Annotated in this window: 15 protein-coding genes; 8 read left to right on the forward strand and 7 right to left on the reverse strand. The window is 64.5% G+C overall.

Features of this window, described 5'->3' with window-relative positions; translation table 11 throughout:
• Positions 1-136: 136 nt before the first annotated feature.
• The 3 genes from PSEMO_RS21110 (at position 137) to ntrC (ending at position 3,393) form a co-directional block, all read left to right on the forward strand.
• On the forward strand, positions 137-580 hold the full coding sequence (locus tag PSEMO_RS21110) for a cupin domain-containing protein (RefSeq protein ID WP_075804906.1): 444 nt from the start codon (positions 137-139) through the stop codon (positions 578-580).
• Positions 581-874: 294 nt separating this feature from the next.
• Positions 875-1,960 carry a nitrogen regulation protein NR(II) gene (glnL, locus tag PSEMO_RS21115; protein WP_075804907.1) on the forward strand — a complete coding sequence of 362 codons (1,086 nt, stop codon included), beginning with the start codon at positions 875-877 and terminating at the stop codon, positions 1,958-1,960.
• Positions 1,957-3,393 carry a nitrogen regulation protein NR(I) gene (gene ntrC / locus PSEMO_RS21120; RefSeq protein WP_075804908.1) on the forward strand — a complete coding sequence of 479 codons (1,437 nt, stop codon included), beginning with the start codon at positions 1,957-1,959 and terminating at the stop codon, positions 3,391-3,393. The genes glnL and ntrC overlap by 4 nt, the downstream gene beginning before the upstream one ends.
• A gap of 294 nt (positions 3,394-3,687) precedes the next feature.
• On the opposite strand, the gene PSEMO_RS21125 is transcribed toward ntrC, so the two are convergent.
• The gene (locus PSEMO_RS21125; protein WP_075804909.1) at positions 3,688-4,128 is read right to left on the reverse strand and encodes a hypothetical protein; all 441 of its coding nucleotides are present in this window, start codon (positions 4,126-4,128) and stop codon (positions 3,688-3,690) included.
• On the opposite strand from PSEMO_RS21125, the gene trmL reads away from it, so the two are divergent.
• The gene (trmL, locus tag PSEMO_RS21130) at positions 4,127-4,582 is read left to right on the forward strand and encodes a tRNA (uridine(34)/cytosine(34)/5-carboxymethylaminomethyluridine(34)-2'-O)-methyltransferase TrmL (protein ID WP_075804910.1); all 456 of its coding nucleotides are present in this window, start codon (positions 4,127-4,129) and stop codon (positions 4,580-4,582) included. The two genes, PSEMO_RS21125 and trmL, sit on opposite strands and share 2 nt — an antisense overlap.
• A 164-nt stretch (positions 4,583-4,746) precedes the next feature.
• Here trmL and secB read toward each other — a convergent pair whose 3' ends face one another.
• From secB to PSEMO_RS21145, 3 genes are read right to left on the reverse strand one after another with little or no spacing between them, the layout of a single operon-like run.
• The gene (gene secB, locus PSEMO_RS21135) at positions 4,747-5,226 is read right to left on the reverse strand and encodes a protein-export chaperone SecB (protein ID WP_075804911.1); all 480 of its coding nucleotides are present in this window, start codon (positions 5,224-5,226) and stop codon (positions 4,747-4,749) included.
• Positions 5,227-5,267: 41 nt separating this feature from the next.
• Complete coding sequence (grxC, locus tag PSEMO_RS21140; protein WP_075804912.1) at positions 5,268-5,522, reverse strand: glutaredoxin 3; 255 nt, start codon at positions 5,520-5,522, stop codon at positions 5,268-5,270.
• 1 nt (position 5,523) lies between these two features.
• Complete coding sequence (locus PSEMO_RS21145; RefSeq protein WP_075804913.1) at positions 5,524-5,940, reverse strand: rhodanese-like domain-containing protein; 417 nt, start codon at positions 5,938-5,940, stop codon at positions 5,524-5,526.
• A gap of 214 nt (positions 5,941-6,154) precedes the next feature.
• On the opposite strand from PSEMO_RS21145, the gene gpmI reads away from it, so the two are divergent.
• The 4 genes from gpmI (at position 6,155) to PSEMO_RS21165 (ending at position 11,345) form a co-directional block, all read left to right on the forward strand.
• On the forward strand, positions 6,155-7,690 hold the full coding sequence (gene gpmI, locus PSEMO_RS21150) for a 2,3-bisphosphoglycerate-independent phosphoglycerate mutase (protein ID WP_075804914.1): 1,536 nt from the start codon (positions 6,155-6,157) through the stop codon (positions 7,688-7,690).
• Between the two features lie 151 nt (positions 7,691-7,841).
• Complete coding sequence (locus tag PSEMO_RS21155) at positions 7,842-9,152, forward strand: murein hydrolase activator EnvC family protein (RefSeq protein WP_075804915.1); 1,311 nt, start codon at positions 7,842-7,844, stop codon at positions 9,150-9,152.
• A gap of 88 nt (positions 9,153-9,240) precedes the next feature.
• The gene (locus tag PSEMO_RS21160; protein WP_075804916.1) at positions 9,241-10,578 is read left to right on the forward strand and encodes a S41 family peptidase; all 1,338 of its coding nucleotides are present in this window, start codon (positions 9,241-9,243) and stop codon (positions 10,576-10,578) included.
• Entirely contained in the window at positions 10,578-11,345 is a 768-nt protein-coding gene (locus PSEMO_RS21165; protein ID WP_075804917.1) for a divergent polysaccharide deacetylase family protein, read from the forward strand. The genes PSEMO_RS21160 and PSEMO_RS21165 overlap by 1 nt, the downstream gene beginning before the upstream one ends.
• On the opposite strand, the gene PSEMO_RS21170 is transcribed toward PSEMO_RS21165, so the two are convergent.
• From PSEMO_RS21170 to hisA, 3 genes are all read right to left on the reverse strand, one after another.
• Positions 11,336-12,064, reverse strand: a complete 729-nt coding sequence (locus PSEMO_RS21170; RefSeq protein ID WP_075804918.1) for a substrate-binding periplasmic protein — start codon at positions 12,062-12,064, stop codon at positions 11,336-11,338. The genes PSEMO_RS21165 and PSEMO_RS21170 overlap by 10 nt on opposite strands.
• A 106-nt stretch (positions 12,065-12,170) precedes the next feature.
• Positions 12,171-12,941, reverse strand: coding sequence for an imidazole glycerol phosphate synthase subunit HisF (gene hisF, locus PSEMO_RS21175; RefSeq protein WP_042120547.1), 771 nt, complete (start codon positions 12,939-12,941; stop codon positions 12,171-12,173).
• A gap of 101 nt (positions 12,942-13,042) precedes the next feature.
• Positions 13,043-13,774, reverse strand: coding sequence for a 1-(5-phosphoribosyl)-5-[(5-phosphoribosylamino)methylideneamino]imidazole-4-carboxamide isomerase (gene hisA, locus PSEMO_RS21180; protein ID WP_075804919.1), 732 nt, complete (start codon positions 13,772-13,774; stop codon positions 13,043-13,045).
• Between the last annotated feature and the right edge of the window lie 27 nt (positions 13,775-13,801).

A 13,801-nucleotide genomic window follows, 5' to 3' on the forward strand; every position in this document is an offset into this window, starting at 1 on the left:
CTTGAAGCTTGCGGCTCAACATGGAAAAGGCCTCCTTCGGGAGGCCTTTTTCGTACAGGCTTCAGCTCCAGGGCTGATAGTCCGGGATTTCCCCCTGCCCCATGCTGGTCCGCTCCCCACTCAGCGAGGCCACGTCATGCTCACACGTCTCTTTCTTCTCGGTTCGCTGGCGCTGATCAGCGCTTGCTCCAGCACTCCCGCCACCCAGCCCGTCGATGCACAGGTGCTGTTGCGCACCAGCACGGCCTGGGACGGCTCGCCCTACCCCGACTACCCCACCGGCAGTCCCGAACTCAGCCTGTTGAAGATCCGTATCGCACCCGATACCTCGCTCGACTGGCATCATCATCCCGCCCCCAATGCCGGCTACCTGCTCGCTGGCGACCTGCGCGTCGAAACCCGCGACGGCCGCGAGAAACACCTGCGGGCCGGCGAGGCCCTGGCGGAGCTGACCGGCATCGTCCATCGCGGCCACAGCGGCAGCCGCGGCGCCGAGCTGATCGTGTTCTATGCAGGCAGCCCGGGCCTACCGCTTTCCGTGATCGCGGTGGAGGAGGAGCAGGCATTGCCTGCACGCTGATCCACAACAGCTCACGTCCGTGGCAGGCAAGCGGCATCTTTCACTCTATGCTTCATCTTGGTGCGTAAACTGGCATCCCGGGGAATAATCCAGCCCATTTTGGGTCACAAATTCTTGCAATTCCGGACTTTGTAGGCCTTTTTCGGGCAGATTCAGGGGTTTCCCCGGGAATTCCGCTTCTTTTCGGAGCCTTGGTTTGCTTTTTGCATTTTCCTCGGATCAGCGAATGACCAGCGTTCGCGCCCCTGGCCGTTGCCGGGTCCGACATGTGCCAAAAGAGGTCAAAGACGCCACATGACCATCAGCGATGCACTGCACCGACTACTACTGGACAACCTGACCACCGCCACCATCTTGCTCAATGCCGAGTTGCGCCTTGAGTACATGAACCCGGCGGCGGAGATGCTCCTGGCCATCAGCGGCCAGCGCAGCCATGGGCAATTCATCAGCGAACTCTTCACCGAGTCCAGCGAGGCCCTGAACTCCCTGCGCCAGGCGGTGGAGCACGCCCACCCCTTCACCAAGCGCGAGGCCCAGCTCACCTCGCTGACCGGGCAAAGCCTGACCGTCGACTACGCCGTCACGCCGATCCTCAGCAACGGCCGCACCCTGCTGCTGCTCGAAGTGCATCCCCGCGACCGCCTGCTGCGCATCACCAAGGAAGAAGCCCAACTGTCCAAGCAGGAAACCACCAAGATGCTGGTGCGCGGCATGGCCCACGAGATCAAGAACCCGCTGGGCGGGATTCGCGGCGCCGCCCAGTTGCTGGCCCGCGAGCTGCCCGACGAGGGGCTCAAGGACTACACCAACGTCATCATCGAAGAGGCCGACCGCCTGCGTAACCTGGTCGACCGCATGCTCGGCTCGAACAAGCTGCCGCTGCTGGCCCTGACCAACGTCCATGAAGTGCTCGAGCGGGTGTGCAGCCTGGTCGAGGCGGAAACCCAGGGCGGCATCACGTTGGTGCGCGACTACGACCCGAGCCTGCCGGACGTGCTGATCGACCGCGAACAGATGATCCAGGCCGTACTCAACATCGTGCGCAACGCCATGCAGGCCATCAGCGCGCAGAACGAACTGCGCCTGGGGCGCATCACCCTGCGCAGCCGGGCCATGCGCCAGTTCACCATCGGCCATGTGCGCCATCGCCTGGTGGCCAAGGTCGAGATCATCGACAACGGCCCCGGCATTCCTGCGGAACTGCAGGACACCCTCTTCTATCCCATGGTCAGCGGCCGCCCGGACGGTACCGGGCTGGGCCTGGCCATCACCCAGAACATCATCAGCCAGCACCAGGGCCTGATCGAATGTGACAGCCATCCGGGCCACACCACCTTCTCGATCTTCCTGCCACTGGAACAAGGAGCCGCTTCCTCATGAGCCGTAGTGAAACTGTCTGGATCGTCGATGACGACCGCTCCATCCGCTGGGTCCTGGAAAAAGCCTTGCAACAGGAAGGCATGAACACCCAGAGCTTCGACAGTGCCGATGGCGTCATGAGCCGCCTGGCCCGCCAGCAGCCGGACGTGATCATCTCCGACATCCGCATGCCGGGCGCCAGCGGCCTCGACCTGCTGGCGCAGATCCGCGAACAGCACCCGCGCCTGCCGGTGATCATCATGACCGCCCATTCCGACCTGGACAGCGCGGTGGCCTCGTACCAGGGCGGTGCCTTCGAATACCTGCCCAAGCCGTTCGATGTTGACGAGGCGGTGTCGCTGGTCAAGCGCGCCAACCAGCATGCCCAGGAACAACAGGGCATGGACGTCGCGCCAGCCCTGACCCGCACTCCGGAAATCATCGGCGAAGCGCCGGCGATGCAGGAGGTGTTCCGCGCCATCGGTCGCCTCAGCCACTCCAACATCACCGTGCTGATCAACGGCGAATCCGGGACCGGTAAAGAGCTGGTAGCCCACGCCCTGCACCGCCACAGCCCGCGCGCCGCAGCGCCGTTCATCGCCCTGAACATGGCGGCGATTCCCAAGGACCTGATGGAGTCCGAGCTGTTCGGCCACGAGAAAGGCGCCTTTACCGGCGCGGCCAACCTGCGTCGCGGCCGCTTCGAGCAGGCCGACGGTGGCACCCTGTTCCTCGACGAGATCGGCGACATGCCGGCCGACACCCAGACCCGCCTGCTGCGGGTCCTGGCCGATGGTGAGTTCTACCGTGTCGGTGGCCACACCCCGGTCAAGGTCGACGTGCGCATCATCGCGGCCACGCACCAGAACCTGGAAACCCTGGTCCAGGCCGGCAAGTTCCGTGAGGACCTGTTCCACCGCCTCAACGTGATCCGCATCCACATTCCGCGCCTGGCCGACCGTCGCGAAGACATCCCGACCCTCGCCCGCCACTTCCTCGGCCGCGCCGCCCAGGAGCTGGCCGTCGAACCCAAGCTGCTCAAGCCGGAAACCGAGGAGTTCATCCGCAACCTGCCGTGGCCGGGCAACGTGCGCCAGCTGGAGAACACCTGCCGCTGGATCACCGTGATGGCTTCCGGTCGCGAAGTGCATGTCGGCGACCTGCCGCCCGAGCTGCTGAGCGTGCCGCAGGACGCCGCACCGGTGACCAACTGGGAGCAGGCGCTGCGCCAGTGGGCCGACCAGGCGTTGTCCCGTGGCCAGTCGAGCCTGCTCGACAGCGCCGTGCCGAGCTTCGAGCGGATCATGATCGAGACGGCCCTCAAGCACACTGCCGGGCGCCGCCGCGATGCCGCCGTGCTGCTGGGCTGGGGTCGCAACACCCTGACCCGGAAGATCAAGGAGCTGGGCATGAAGGTGGACGGTGCGGACGACGGAGACGACGAAGAGTCCTGATCGACCTCTTGAAAAGAACGCGGGGCCGGCGCCTGTCATAGGATTCTGTGAACAGGCCCGGCCCCGCGGTCGTTTCAGCCGGGGCACGGCGTGAATGCCCCATTGATGAACCCGAATCGCACCCGGCGCACCGCCTGAAGGCAAAAATCCTTATCCAGCCTGCGGGAAATACCCTAAAACACGCTGAAACCCTTGATCTACAGCGGCCCCACAAAGTTGGCACGGGGTCTGCATTAATACAGACATCTCCAGTTTTGGGGGCCTTGGTACAGGCAGGCCGGGGATTCCCCTCTTTTATTCGTGCAGTCTCACCTGCACACGCCAGCGGTCCTCCACTGACTCACCCGCCCAGCGGGCCTGCAGTGGACGGGCCGCCACCAGGCTCAGCAACAGACCCTGATCGGTCTTGCGCAGCCGCCAGCTCACCGGCTTGTCGCCGAAGCTCAGCTGACCCTTCCTCGCTTTACCTTCCGCATCGAACAGCAGCGCCACGGTACCGTCGACGGTCTCGCCGTGCAGCTTGGGCTCCTCGTTGAACCACAGGTCCAGTCCGCCAGCCACCACTTCAACCTGTTCCAGCACCCGGGGTTCGGGCGCGGTCAGGCGGCCGATCATCAGGCCAACCAGCATGCCGAACAGGGCCAGGGAAAACAGGACGCGCGGCCAGGATTTCGAACGCGGGTCCGGCTCGTCGGGGGTAGAATGCTCGTCATCTTTATGCTCGGAGCCGTGCATGTTTCACGTGATCCTTTTTCAACCGGAAATTCCGCCTAATACCGGCAACATTATCAGGCTCTGTGCCAACAGCGGCTGCGACCTGCACCTGATCGAGCCGATCGGCTTCGAACTGGACGACAAGCGCCTGCGCCGGGCGGGCCTGGACTACCACGAGTACGCCTCGCTCAAGCAGCATGCCGACCTGGCCTCGTGCCTGGAAAGCCTGGGGCAGCCCCGGGTGTTCGCTTTCACCACCAAGGGCTCGCAGCCGTTCCATGAGGTGGCGTTCGAGCCGGGGGATGCGTTTCTGTTCGGGCCGGAGAGCCGTGGCTTGCCGGCAGAGGTGCTGGATGCGCTGGAGAGCGGGCAGCGCCTGCGCCTGCCGATGCGGGAGGGGTGCCGGAGCCTGAACCTGTCCAATACCGTTGCCGTGGCCGTCTACGAGGCCTGGCGCCAGCAAGGTTTCGCCTGATGGATCATCGCTGGCAAGCCAGCTCCCACAGGTACTGCACAAGTCTCAAAGCCTGTGCTGAACCTGTGGGAGCTGGCTTGCCAGCGATGAGGCCCTCAACCCCACCACAAATCCCACCTGCATAAAAAAACGCCCCGAAGGGCGTTTTCTCAAACCACCACCGCTTACTGCAGCGAAGGCGCTTCGCCAGCTTCCTGCATGCGCTGCATCTCTTGCGCGTACAGGGCGTCGAAGTTGACCGGGGACAGCATCAGCGCCGGGAACGAACCACGGGTCACCAGGCTGTCCAGGGCTTCGCGAGCGTACGGGAACAGGATGTTCGGGCAGAAGGCACCCAGGGTGTGGCTCATGGAAGCCGCGTCCAGGTTCTTGATCAGGAAGATACCGGCCTGCTGGACTTCAGCGATAAAGGCCACTTCGTCAGCGTTCTTCACGGTGACCGACAGGGTCAGCACGACTTCGTGGAAATCACCTTCCAGACCTTTCTGCTTGGTGTTCAGGTCCAGGGAAACGCTCGGCTCCCACTGCTGGCGGAAGATCGCCGGGCTTTTCGGCGCCTCGAACGACAGGTCACGCACGTAGATGCGCTGCAGGGAGAATTGCGGTGCGCTGTCTTCGGCAGCGCCGTTGTTTTGCTCGGTCATGACAGATCCTTCTTTGCAGGGTCTTTAGAGGGTTTGGGGATTCACGCCTGGAGCAAGGCGTCGAGCTTGCCGGCGCGCTCCAGCGCATACAGGTCGTCGCAGCCACCGACGTGGGTGTCGCCGATCCAGATCTGCGGCACCGAGGTGCGCCCGGCCTTCTGGGCCATCGCTGCGCGCACCTGGGGCTTGCCGTCGACCTTGATTTCTTCGAAGGCCACGTCCTTGCTTGCCAGCAGTTGCTTGGCACGCATGCAGTACGGGCAGTAATCGCTGGAATAGACGGTGACCGGCTTCATGTCACTTCACCAGCGGCAGGTTGTCGGCTTTCCAGCTGGACACGCCACCGGACAGCTTGGCGGCGGTGAAGCCGGCCTTGAGCAGGTCGCGGCAGATGGCGCCGGAGTGCTGACCCATGTTGTCGACGATGATCAGGGTCTTGGTCGCCTTGTGCTTTTCCAGCTCGCCGGTACGGGCCGCGAACTTGTCCTGCGGAATGTTGATCGCGCCGACGATGTGGCCAGCGGCGTATTCCTTGCTCGAACGGATGTCGATCACCACGGCCTTGTCGCCGTTGACCAGCGCGGTCAGCTCGCCGTTGCTCAGGCTGCGGCCGCCTTTGCGGGCTTCGTAGACGATCAGCAGAACCAGCAGAACCAGGAAAAGTGCAACCAGCAGGTAGTGATTTGTCGCGAATTCAATCAGATGAGCAACCATCGGAGGGTGTTCCAGGTCATTAAAAATGGCGGCCAGTATACACAGCAGCAATGGGCCGCCAAAGCCTGCCGCACAGGGTAAACGACAGTAATTCTCATCATGGTGCTACTGTCTGTCGGGACGGCCACTGCGCGAGGGACGCGGAATTCGTCAAGACTGGCCAATTTGCCCTAAAATGCGCACCTTTCTCATCTACAACCGTGAGTAGATTTTGATGACGAGCACGCCCAAGCCTTTGGTCCTGATCATCCTGGATGGTTTCGGTCACAGCGAAAGCCCCGAGTACAACGCCATCTTCGCCGCCAACACGCCGGTCTACGATCGCCTGCGCGCTACCCAGCCGCACGGCCTGATCTCCGGCTCCGGCATGGACGTCGGCCTGCCCGACGGGCAGATGGGCAACTCGGAAGTCGGCCACATGAACCTCGGCGCTGGCCGGGTCGTGTACCAGGACTTCACCCGGGTGACCAAGGCCATTCGCGACGGCGAGTTCTTCCAGAACCCGGTACTCACCGGTGCCGTGGACAAGGCCGTGGGCGCCGGCAAGGCCGTGCACATCCTCGGCCTGCTCTCCGACGGCGGCGTGCACAGCCACCAGGACCACCTGGTCGCCATGGCCGAGCTGGCCGCGCAACGGGGCGCCGAGCGCATCTACCTGCACGCCTTCCTCGACGGCCGCGACACCCCGCCACGCAGCGCGCAATCGTCCATCGAACTGCTCGACGCCACCTTCGCCAAGCTGGGCAAGGGCCGCATCGCCAGCATCATCGGCCGCTACTACGCCATGGACCGCGACAACCGCTGGGACCGCGTCAGCGCCGCCTACAACCTGATCGTCGACAGCGTCGCCGACTACAGCGCCGACACCGCCGTGGCCGGCCTCGAAGCGGCCTACGCCCGTGACGAGAGCGACGAATTCGTCAAGGCCACCCGTATCGGCGAAGCCGTGAAGGTCGAGGACGGCGACGCCGTGATCTTCATGAACTTCCGCGCCGACCGCGCCCGCGAGATCTCCCGCGTGTTCGTCGAGCCGGACTTCAACGAATTCCCCCGTGCGCGCCTGCCGAAACTGGCGGCCTACATCGGCCTGACCCAGTACTCGGCGAAAATCCCGGCCCCGGCGGCCTTCGCCCCGGCCAGCCTGCACAACGTGCTCGGCGAATACCTGGCGAACAACGGCAAGACCCAGCTGCGCATCGCCGAAACCGAGAAATACGCCCACGTCACCTTCTTCTTCTCAGGTGGCCGTGAAGAGCCGTTCCCAGGCGAAGAGCGCATCCTGATCCCGTCGCCAAAGGTCGCCACCTACGACCTGCAGCCGGAAATGAGCGCCCCGGAAGTCACCGACCGCATCGTCGAGGCCATCGAGCAGCAGCGCTACGACGTGATCGTGGTCAACTACGCCAACGGCGACATGGTCGGCCATACCGGCGTGTTCTCGGCTGCGGTCAAGGCCGTGGAAGCCCTGGACGGCTGCGTCGGGCGCATCACCGCGGCGCTGGACAAGGTCGGCGGCGAAGCCCTGATCACCGCCGACCACGGCAACGTCGAGCAGATGGAAGACGAATCCACCGGCCAGGCGCACACCGCGCACACCACCGAGCCGGTGCCGTTCATCTATTACGGCAAGCGTGACCTGAAGGTCCGTGAAGGCGGCGTGCTGGCGGACGTGGCGCCGACCATGCTGACCCTGATGGGCATGGAGATTCCGCCGGAAATGACCGGTACCTCGATCCTGATCAAGCCTTAAGCTGTAAGCCTCAAGCTGCAAGAAGGGTACGCGCTGCCTTTTCTTGCAGCTTACTGCTTGAAGCTTGCAGCTATCCGTCCCTAAGGCGTTTTTTTTGGCGCCAGCGGCGGGCATACTAGGCCAGTCTCCATCCCCTGGTTATCGCCATTCCATGCTCCGCGCCCTGATCCTCCTAGCCCTGACCTGCCTGCTCGGCCCGGCCTTCGCCGACGAGCGCGCGCAAACCCAGCAGCAACTGGACGCCACGCGCCAGGACATCGCCGAGTTGAAAAAGAAGCTCGGTGCGCTGCAGGAAGAGAAATCCGGCGTGCAGAAAGACCTGCGCGGCACCGAAACCGACATCGGCAAGCTCGAGAAGCAGGTAGAGGAGCTACAGAAAGAACTAAAAAAGAGCGAGGGCGAACTGGAGCGCCTCGACACTGAAAAGAAGACACTCCAGTCCGCCCGCACCGAACAGCAACGCCTGATCGCTATCCAGGCGCGCTCCGCCTACCAGAACAACGGCCGCGAGGAATACCTCAAGCTGCTGCTCAACCAGCAGAACCCGGAAAAATTCGCCCGGACCCTGACCTATTACGACTACCTGAGCAAGGCCCGCCTGGCCCAGTTGCGCAGCTTCAACGAGACCCTGCGCCAGTTGGCCAACGTCGAGAAGGACATTGCCCAGCAGCAGGCCCAGCTACTGGTCCAGCAAGGCACCCTCGACGCCCAGCGCCAGGAACTGGAAAAGACCCGCGACGAGCGCCAGGAAATCCTCGCCAAACTCAATGGCAACCTGAAAACCAACGACCAGAAGCTCGCTGCCCGCGAACAGGAGCAGGCCGAACTGGGCAAGGTGCTCAAGACCATCGAGGAAACCCTCGCCCGCCAGGCCCGCGAGGCCGAGGAAGCGCGCCAGCGCGCACTGGCCGAGCAGGAGGCCGAGAAGAAACGCCAGCGTGAAGCCGCCCTCGCCGCCCGCGAATCGTCGCGCCCGGCGCGGGACGAAGAGGCACCGAAGAAGCCCGTACGCAGCCCTGGCCCGCTGGTTTCCAGCGACGGCGCAGTCTACGGCGGCGCATTTTCTGCGGCCCGGGGCAAACTTCCGTGGCCGGTCAATGGTCGATTGTTGGCACGCTTCGGTGAAAGCCGCGGCGACGATGCCCGGGCCAAGTGGGACGGGGTGATGATCAGCGCTTCAGCCGGCAGCCAGGTTCACGCGGTACACGGCGGACGCGTAGTGTTCGCCGATTGGTTGCGCGGGGCTGGACTTCTGGTCATTCTCGACCATGGTAACGGTTACCTCAGCCTCTACGGTCACAACCAGACCCTGCTCAAGGGCGCGGGCGACATCGTCAAGGCCGGCGAGGCGATCTCCACCGTTGGCAACAGCGGTGGCCAGAGCACCCCGGCGTTGTACTTCGCCATCCGCCAGCAGGGTCAGCCAAGCGACCCGACGCAGTGGTGCCGTGGTCAAGGATAGGCTTTACCCTTTTTAAAAAGCGCCAGCCGCCCGGCGACCGGCGCCAGGCTCCTCTCGGGGCTCACACAGGATCAGGAGTTCGTTCGACATGCTGCATTCGCCTCGCCTTACCTCGCTGGCCCTGGCCGTCGCCCTGGTCGGCGGCGCGTCCCTGGCGTTCGCCGCCGAGCCGGCCAAGCCCGCGACGGCCCTCGCGCCGACCACGGTCAACGGCCAGGCCCCGCTGCCGCTGGACGAGCTGCGCACCTTCGCCGAAGTCCTGGACCGGGTGAAAGCCGCCTACGTCGAACCCGTGGATGACAAGACCCTGCTGGAAAACGCCATCAAGGGCATGCTCAGCAACCTCGACCCGCACTCCGCCTACCTCGGCCCGGAAGACTTCCAGGAGCTGCAGGAAAGCACCAGCGGCGAATTCGGCGGCCTGGGCATCGAAGTCGGCCAGGAAGACGGCTTCGTCAAGGTGGTGTCGCCGATCGACGACACCCCGGCCTCTCGCGCCGGCATCGAGGCGGGCGACCTGATCGTCAAGATCAACGGCCAGCCGACCCGCGGCCAGACCATGACCGAAGCCGTGGACAAGATGCGCGGCAAGATCGGCGAAAAGATCACCCTGACCCTGGTCCGCGACGGCGGCACGCCGTTCGATGTGACCCTGGCCCGTGCGGTGATCCAGGTGAAGAGCGTGAAGAGCCAGTTGCTGGAATCCGGCTACGGCTACATCCGCATCACCCAGTTCCAGGTCAAGACCGGCGAAGAAGTCGGCAAGGCCCTGGCCAAGCTGCGCAAGGACAACAACGGCAAGCTGCGCGGGGTCGTCCTCGACCTGCGCAACAACCCCGGCGGCGTGTTGCAGTCGGCGGTAGAAGTGGCCGACCACTTCCTGACCAAGGGCCTGATCGTCTACACCAAGGGCCGCATCGCCAACTCCGAACTGCGTTTCTCCGCCGACCCGGCCGATGCCAGCGAAGGCGTGCCACTGGTGGTGCTGATCAACGGCGGCAGTGCTTCGGCCTCGGAGATCGTCGCCGGCGCCCTGCAGGACCAGAAACGCGGTGTGCTGATGGGCACCGACAGCTTCGGCAAGGGCTCGGTGCAGACCGTGCTGCCGCTGAACAACGACCGCGCGCTGAAGATCACCACCGCGCTGTACTACACCCCCAACGGCCGCTCGATCCAGGCCCAGGGCATCGTTCCGGACATCGAGGTGCGCCAGGCCAAGGTCACCAGCGAGCAGGACACCGAGAACTTCAAGGAAGCCGACCTGCAGGGCCACCTCGGCAACGGCAACGGCGGCGCCGACCGGCCGTCCAGCAGCAAGGCGTCGGGCGCGGCCTCGAGCAAGAAGGAGCGTCCGCAGGACGGTGACTTCCAGCTCAGCCAGGCCCTCAGCCTGCTCAAGGGACTGAGCATCACCCGCGACAAGTGATGCGCGCGTTCTGCCTTGCCCTGCTCTGCCTGCTGACCGGCCTCGCCTACGCGGCGCCGGTCCAGCAGCCACGGGCCTATCTCAGTGTGATCATCGACGACCTCGGCCAGAACCCGGCCCGGGATTCGCGCACCCTCGCCCTGCCCGGCCCGGTGACCATGGCGATCATGCCGGACACGCCCCACGCCACCGACTTCGCCCGCCAGGCGCACAAGGCCGGGCGTACGGTGATCCTGCACATGCCCATGGACCCTGCCACCGGCCCCTATGCCTGGCACCCGGGCACGCCGTTGCCGGAGCTGGAGCAGCGCCTGAATGCGGCGCTGGCGAAGGTGCCCTATGCGGCCGGGGTCAACAACCACATGGGCAGCCGCATGACCGCGCAGCCGGAGGCCATGGCCTGGCTGATGGGCGAGTTGCAGCGGCGGGATCTGTTCTTCGTCGACAGCCGCACCAGCGCGGCCACCGTGGCGGCGGCCAAGGCCCAGGCACTAGGTCTGGCGAGCCTGTCGCGGGATGTGTTTCTCGATGATGTGCGCACTCCGGAAGCCATTGCCGGGCAACTGCGCATTGCCGTGGAGCTGGCGCGCAAGCAAGGGACGGCGGTGGTGATCGGTCATCCTTATCCACAGACCCTGGAAGTGCTGGAGCGTGAATTGCCCAGGCTCAAGGCCCAGGGCGTCGAGCTGATCGGCCTGCGGCAGATGATCGGCGAACGCAGCAACCGCGCCATGCCCGCCCATGGCAAGGGCGGGATCTACAGGTAACGGGCGTAGGTGGCGTCGACGAAGCCATCCTGGCGCATCTGCTCCAAGGCGTCCTGCAGGCGCTTCACCACCTGATCCGGCACACTCGGGTTCAGCGCCAGGTACAATTCGGTGCCGTTGAAACGCAGCACGGTCTTGAACGCGGTCATGCCGATCTGCCTGGCCAGGTAGCGGCCCGCGGGGTCACCGGTGGCCCAGAGGTCGATTTCGCCGTTGGAGAGTTTCTTCGCATTATCCTGGTCGCGCAGTACCAGCACCGGCTTCAACCCCTGCTGCTGCAGGTTCTCGGCGATGGCATCGCCCTTGTACGCACCGATGCGCAGGCCCTTGGCCTGTTGCAGGTTGTCCAGCTGGACCCGGCTGCCTGCCGGGGCCAGCAGCACCCAGTCATCCGGGCCCAGCGGGCCGACCCACTTGAACAGCTTTTCCCGGTCCGGCAGGCGCGCGAGGACGAAAACGCCGTGGTTCGGCGTGTCCTTGGCCTGCTGGTACACCCGGGTCCAGGGGAAGCGCAGGGTCATGCTGTAGGGGATATCGGCGCGGTGGAACATTTCCCGGACCAGGTCGGCGGCGATGCCATCGATGTCCGCGTCGTGGGCGAAGCTCTTGCCGTCGCGGGACATGTTGTAGGGCGGGAAGTTTTCGGTGAGCAGGACCAGGGGCTCGCTGGCTTGGGCGGCGGTGGTCAGGGTGAGGAGGAAGAGGAGTCTGGTCAGCATCGGGAGGGATCTGGCTTTTTGGGTGATGCTGATGGCCCTATCGCTGGCAAGCCAGCTCCCACAGGTCCGTGTGGGAGCTGGCTTGCCGGCGATGAGGCCCTGGAGGTCAGCGCACGACGATCCCGCGCTGCGCCATATAGGCCTTGGCCTCCGGCACGGTGTACTCGCCGAAGTGGAAGATGCTCGCCGCCAGCACGGCGCTGGCATGCCCTTCCAGGATCCCGTCCGCCAGGTGCTGCAGGTTGCCCACACCACCCGAGGCAATCACCGGGATCCCCAGCGCATCGCTGATCGCCCGGGTCACGCCCAGGTCGAAGCCGCTCTTCATGCCGTCCTGGTCCATGCTGGTCAGGAGGATCTCGCCAGCACCCAGGCCTTCCATTTTCTTCGCCCACTCCACCGCATCCAGCCCGGTAGGCTTGCGCCCGCCATGGGTGAAGATCTCCCAGCGCGGGGTTTCGCCCGGGCCGGAGACTTTCTTGGCGTCGATGGCAACCACGATGCACTGCGAACCGAAATGCGCCGCCGCCTCGCCAACGAACTCCGGATTGAACACCGCCGCGGTGTTGATCGAGACCTTGTCGGCACCGGCGTTGAGCAGGTTGCGGATGTCCTGCACGGTGCGCACGCCACCGCCCACGGTCAGCGGGATGAATACCTGGCTGGCCATGCGCTCGACGGTATGCAGCGTGGTGTCACGGCCATCGACGCTGGCAGTGATGTCGAGGAAGGTAATCTCGTCGGCACCCTGCTCGTCGTAGCGACGGGCGATTTCCACCGGGTCGCCGGCATCGCGGATGTTCTCGAACTTGACGCCCTTGACGACCCGGCCGTTGTCCACGTCCAGGCAAGGGATGATGCGTTTGGCCAGGGCCATATCAGAATCCTCAGCTGCAAGCTTCAAGCTTCAAGTCATAAGTAAAGGCAGATCGCGGTCTCGCTCTTACTTGCAGCTTACGGCTTGAAGCTTGGGGCTTCTCAGTAGCTGTCGCAGAAGGCCTGGGCCTCGGCGACGTCGAGGGTGCCTTCGTAGATGGCACGACCGGTGATGGCGCCGATGATGCCCGGGGCCTTGGCGTCCAGCAGGGCCTTGATGTCGCCCAGGTTGTGGATGCCGCCGGAAGCGATCACCGGGATCTTCGTGGCTTCGGCCAGGGCCTTGGTGAAAGGCACGTTGCAGCCCTGCATCATGCCGTCCTTGGCGATGTCGGTGTAGACAATCGCCGAGACGCCATCAGCCTCGAAACGCTTGGCCAGGTCGATGACCTGCACCGAGCTGACTTCGGCCCAGCCGTCGGTGGCGACGAAGCCGTCTTTCGCGTCCAGGCCGACGATGACCTTGCCCGGGAAGGCGCGGCAGGCTTCGGCGACGAACTCAGGCTGCTTGACCGCCTTGGTGCCGATGATCACGTAGCTGACGCCCGCCTTGACGTAGTGCTCGATGGTTTCCAGCGAGCGGATGCCGCCGCCGATCTGGATCGGCAGGTTCGGGTAGCGTTTGGCGATCGCGGTAACCACTTCGCCGTTGACCGGCTGGCCTTCGAAGGCGCCGTTCAGGTCGACCAGATGCAGACGGCGGCAGCCACCTTCAACCCATTTGGCGGCCATGCTCACCGGGTCGTCGGAGAATACGGTGGAATCTTCCATGCGGCCCTGGCGCAGACGTACGCAGGCACCGTCCTTGAGATCGATAGCGGGGATAATCAGCATCTGGAAAACCTGTCTAATCGGTAAACG

It is taken from the genome of Pseudomonas putida (assembly GCF_001941965.1).
GTDB lineage: Bacteria > Pseudomonadota > Gammaproteobacteria > Pseudomonadales > Pseudomonadaceae > Aquipseudomonas > Aquipseudomonas putida_L.

Coding starts and splice junctions, on each gene's coding strand:
- PSEMO_RS21110 (WP_075804906.1), top strand. CDS start 137: ATGCTCACACGTCTCTTTCTTCTCGGTTCGCTGGCGCTGATCAGCGCT.
- glnL (WP_075804907.1), top strand. CDS start 875: ATGACCATCAGCGATGCACTGCACCGACTACTACTGGACAACCTGACC.
- ntrC (WP_075804908.1), top strand. CDS start 1,957: ATGAGCCGTAGTGAAACTGTCTGGATCGTCGATGACGACCGCTCCATC.
- trmL (WP_075804910.1), top strand. CDS start 4,127: ATGTTTCACGTGATCCTTTTTCAACCGGAAATTCCGCCTAATACCGGC.
- PSEMO_RS21125 (WP_075804909.1), bottom strand. CDS start 4,128: ATGCACGGCTCCGAGCATAAAGATGACGAGCATTCTACCCCCGACGAG.
- secB (WP_075804911.1), bottom strand. CDS start 5,226: ATGACCGAGCAAAACAACGGCGCTGCCGAAGACAGCGCACCGCAATTC.
- grxC (WP_075804912.1), bottom strand. CDS start 5,522: ATGAAGCCGGTCACCGTCTATTCCAGCGATTACTGCCCGTACTGCATG.
- PSEMO_RS21145 (WP_075804913.1), bottom strand. CDS start 5,940: ATGGTTGCTCATCTGATTGAATTCGCGACAAATCACTACCTGCTGGTT.
- gpmI (WP_075804914.1), top strand. CDS start 6,155: ATGACGAGCACGCCCAAGCCTTTGGTCCTGATCATCCTGGATGGTTTC.
- PSEMO_RS21155 (WP_075804915.1), top strand. CDS start 7,842: ATGCTCCGCGCCCTGATCCTCCTAGCCCTGACCTGCCTGCTCGGCCCG.
- PSEMO_RS21160 (WP_075804916.1), top strand. CDS start 9,241: ATGCTGCATTCGCCTCGCCTTACCTCGCTGGCCCTGGCCGTCGCCCTG.
- PSEMO_RS21165 (WP_075804917.1), top strand. CDS start 10,578: ATGCGCGCGTTCTGCCTTGCCCTGCTCTGCCTGCTGACCGGCCTCGCC.
- PSEMO_RS21170 (WP_075804918.1), bottom strand. CDS start 12,064: ATGCTGACCAGACTCCTCTTCCTCCTCACCCTGACCACCGCCGCCCAA.
- hisF (WP_042120547.1), bottom strand. CDS start 12,941: ATGGCCCTGGCCAAACGCATCATCCCTTGCCTGGACGTGGACAACGGC.
- hisA (WP_075804919.1), bottom strand. CDS start 13,774: ATGCTGATTATCCCCGCTATCGATCTCAAGGACGGTGCCTGCGTACGT.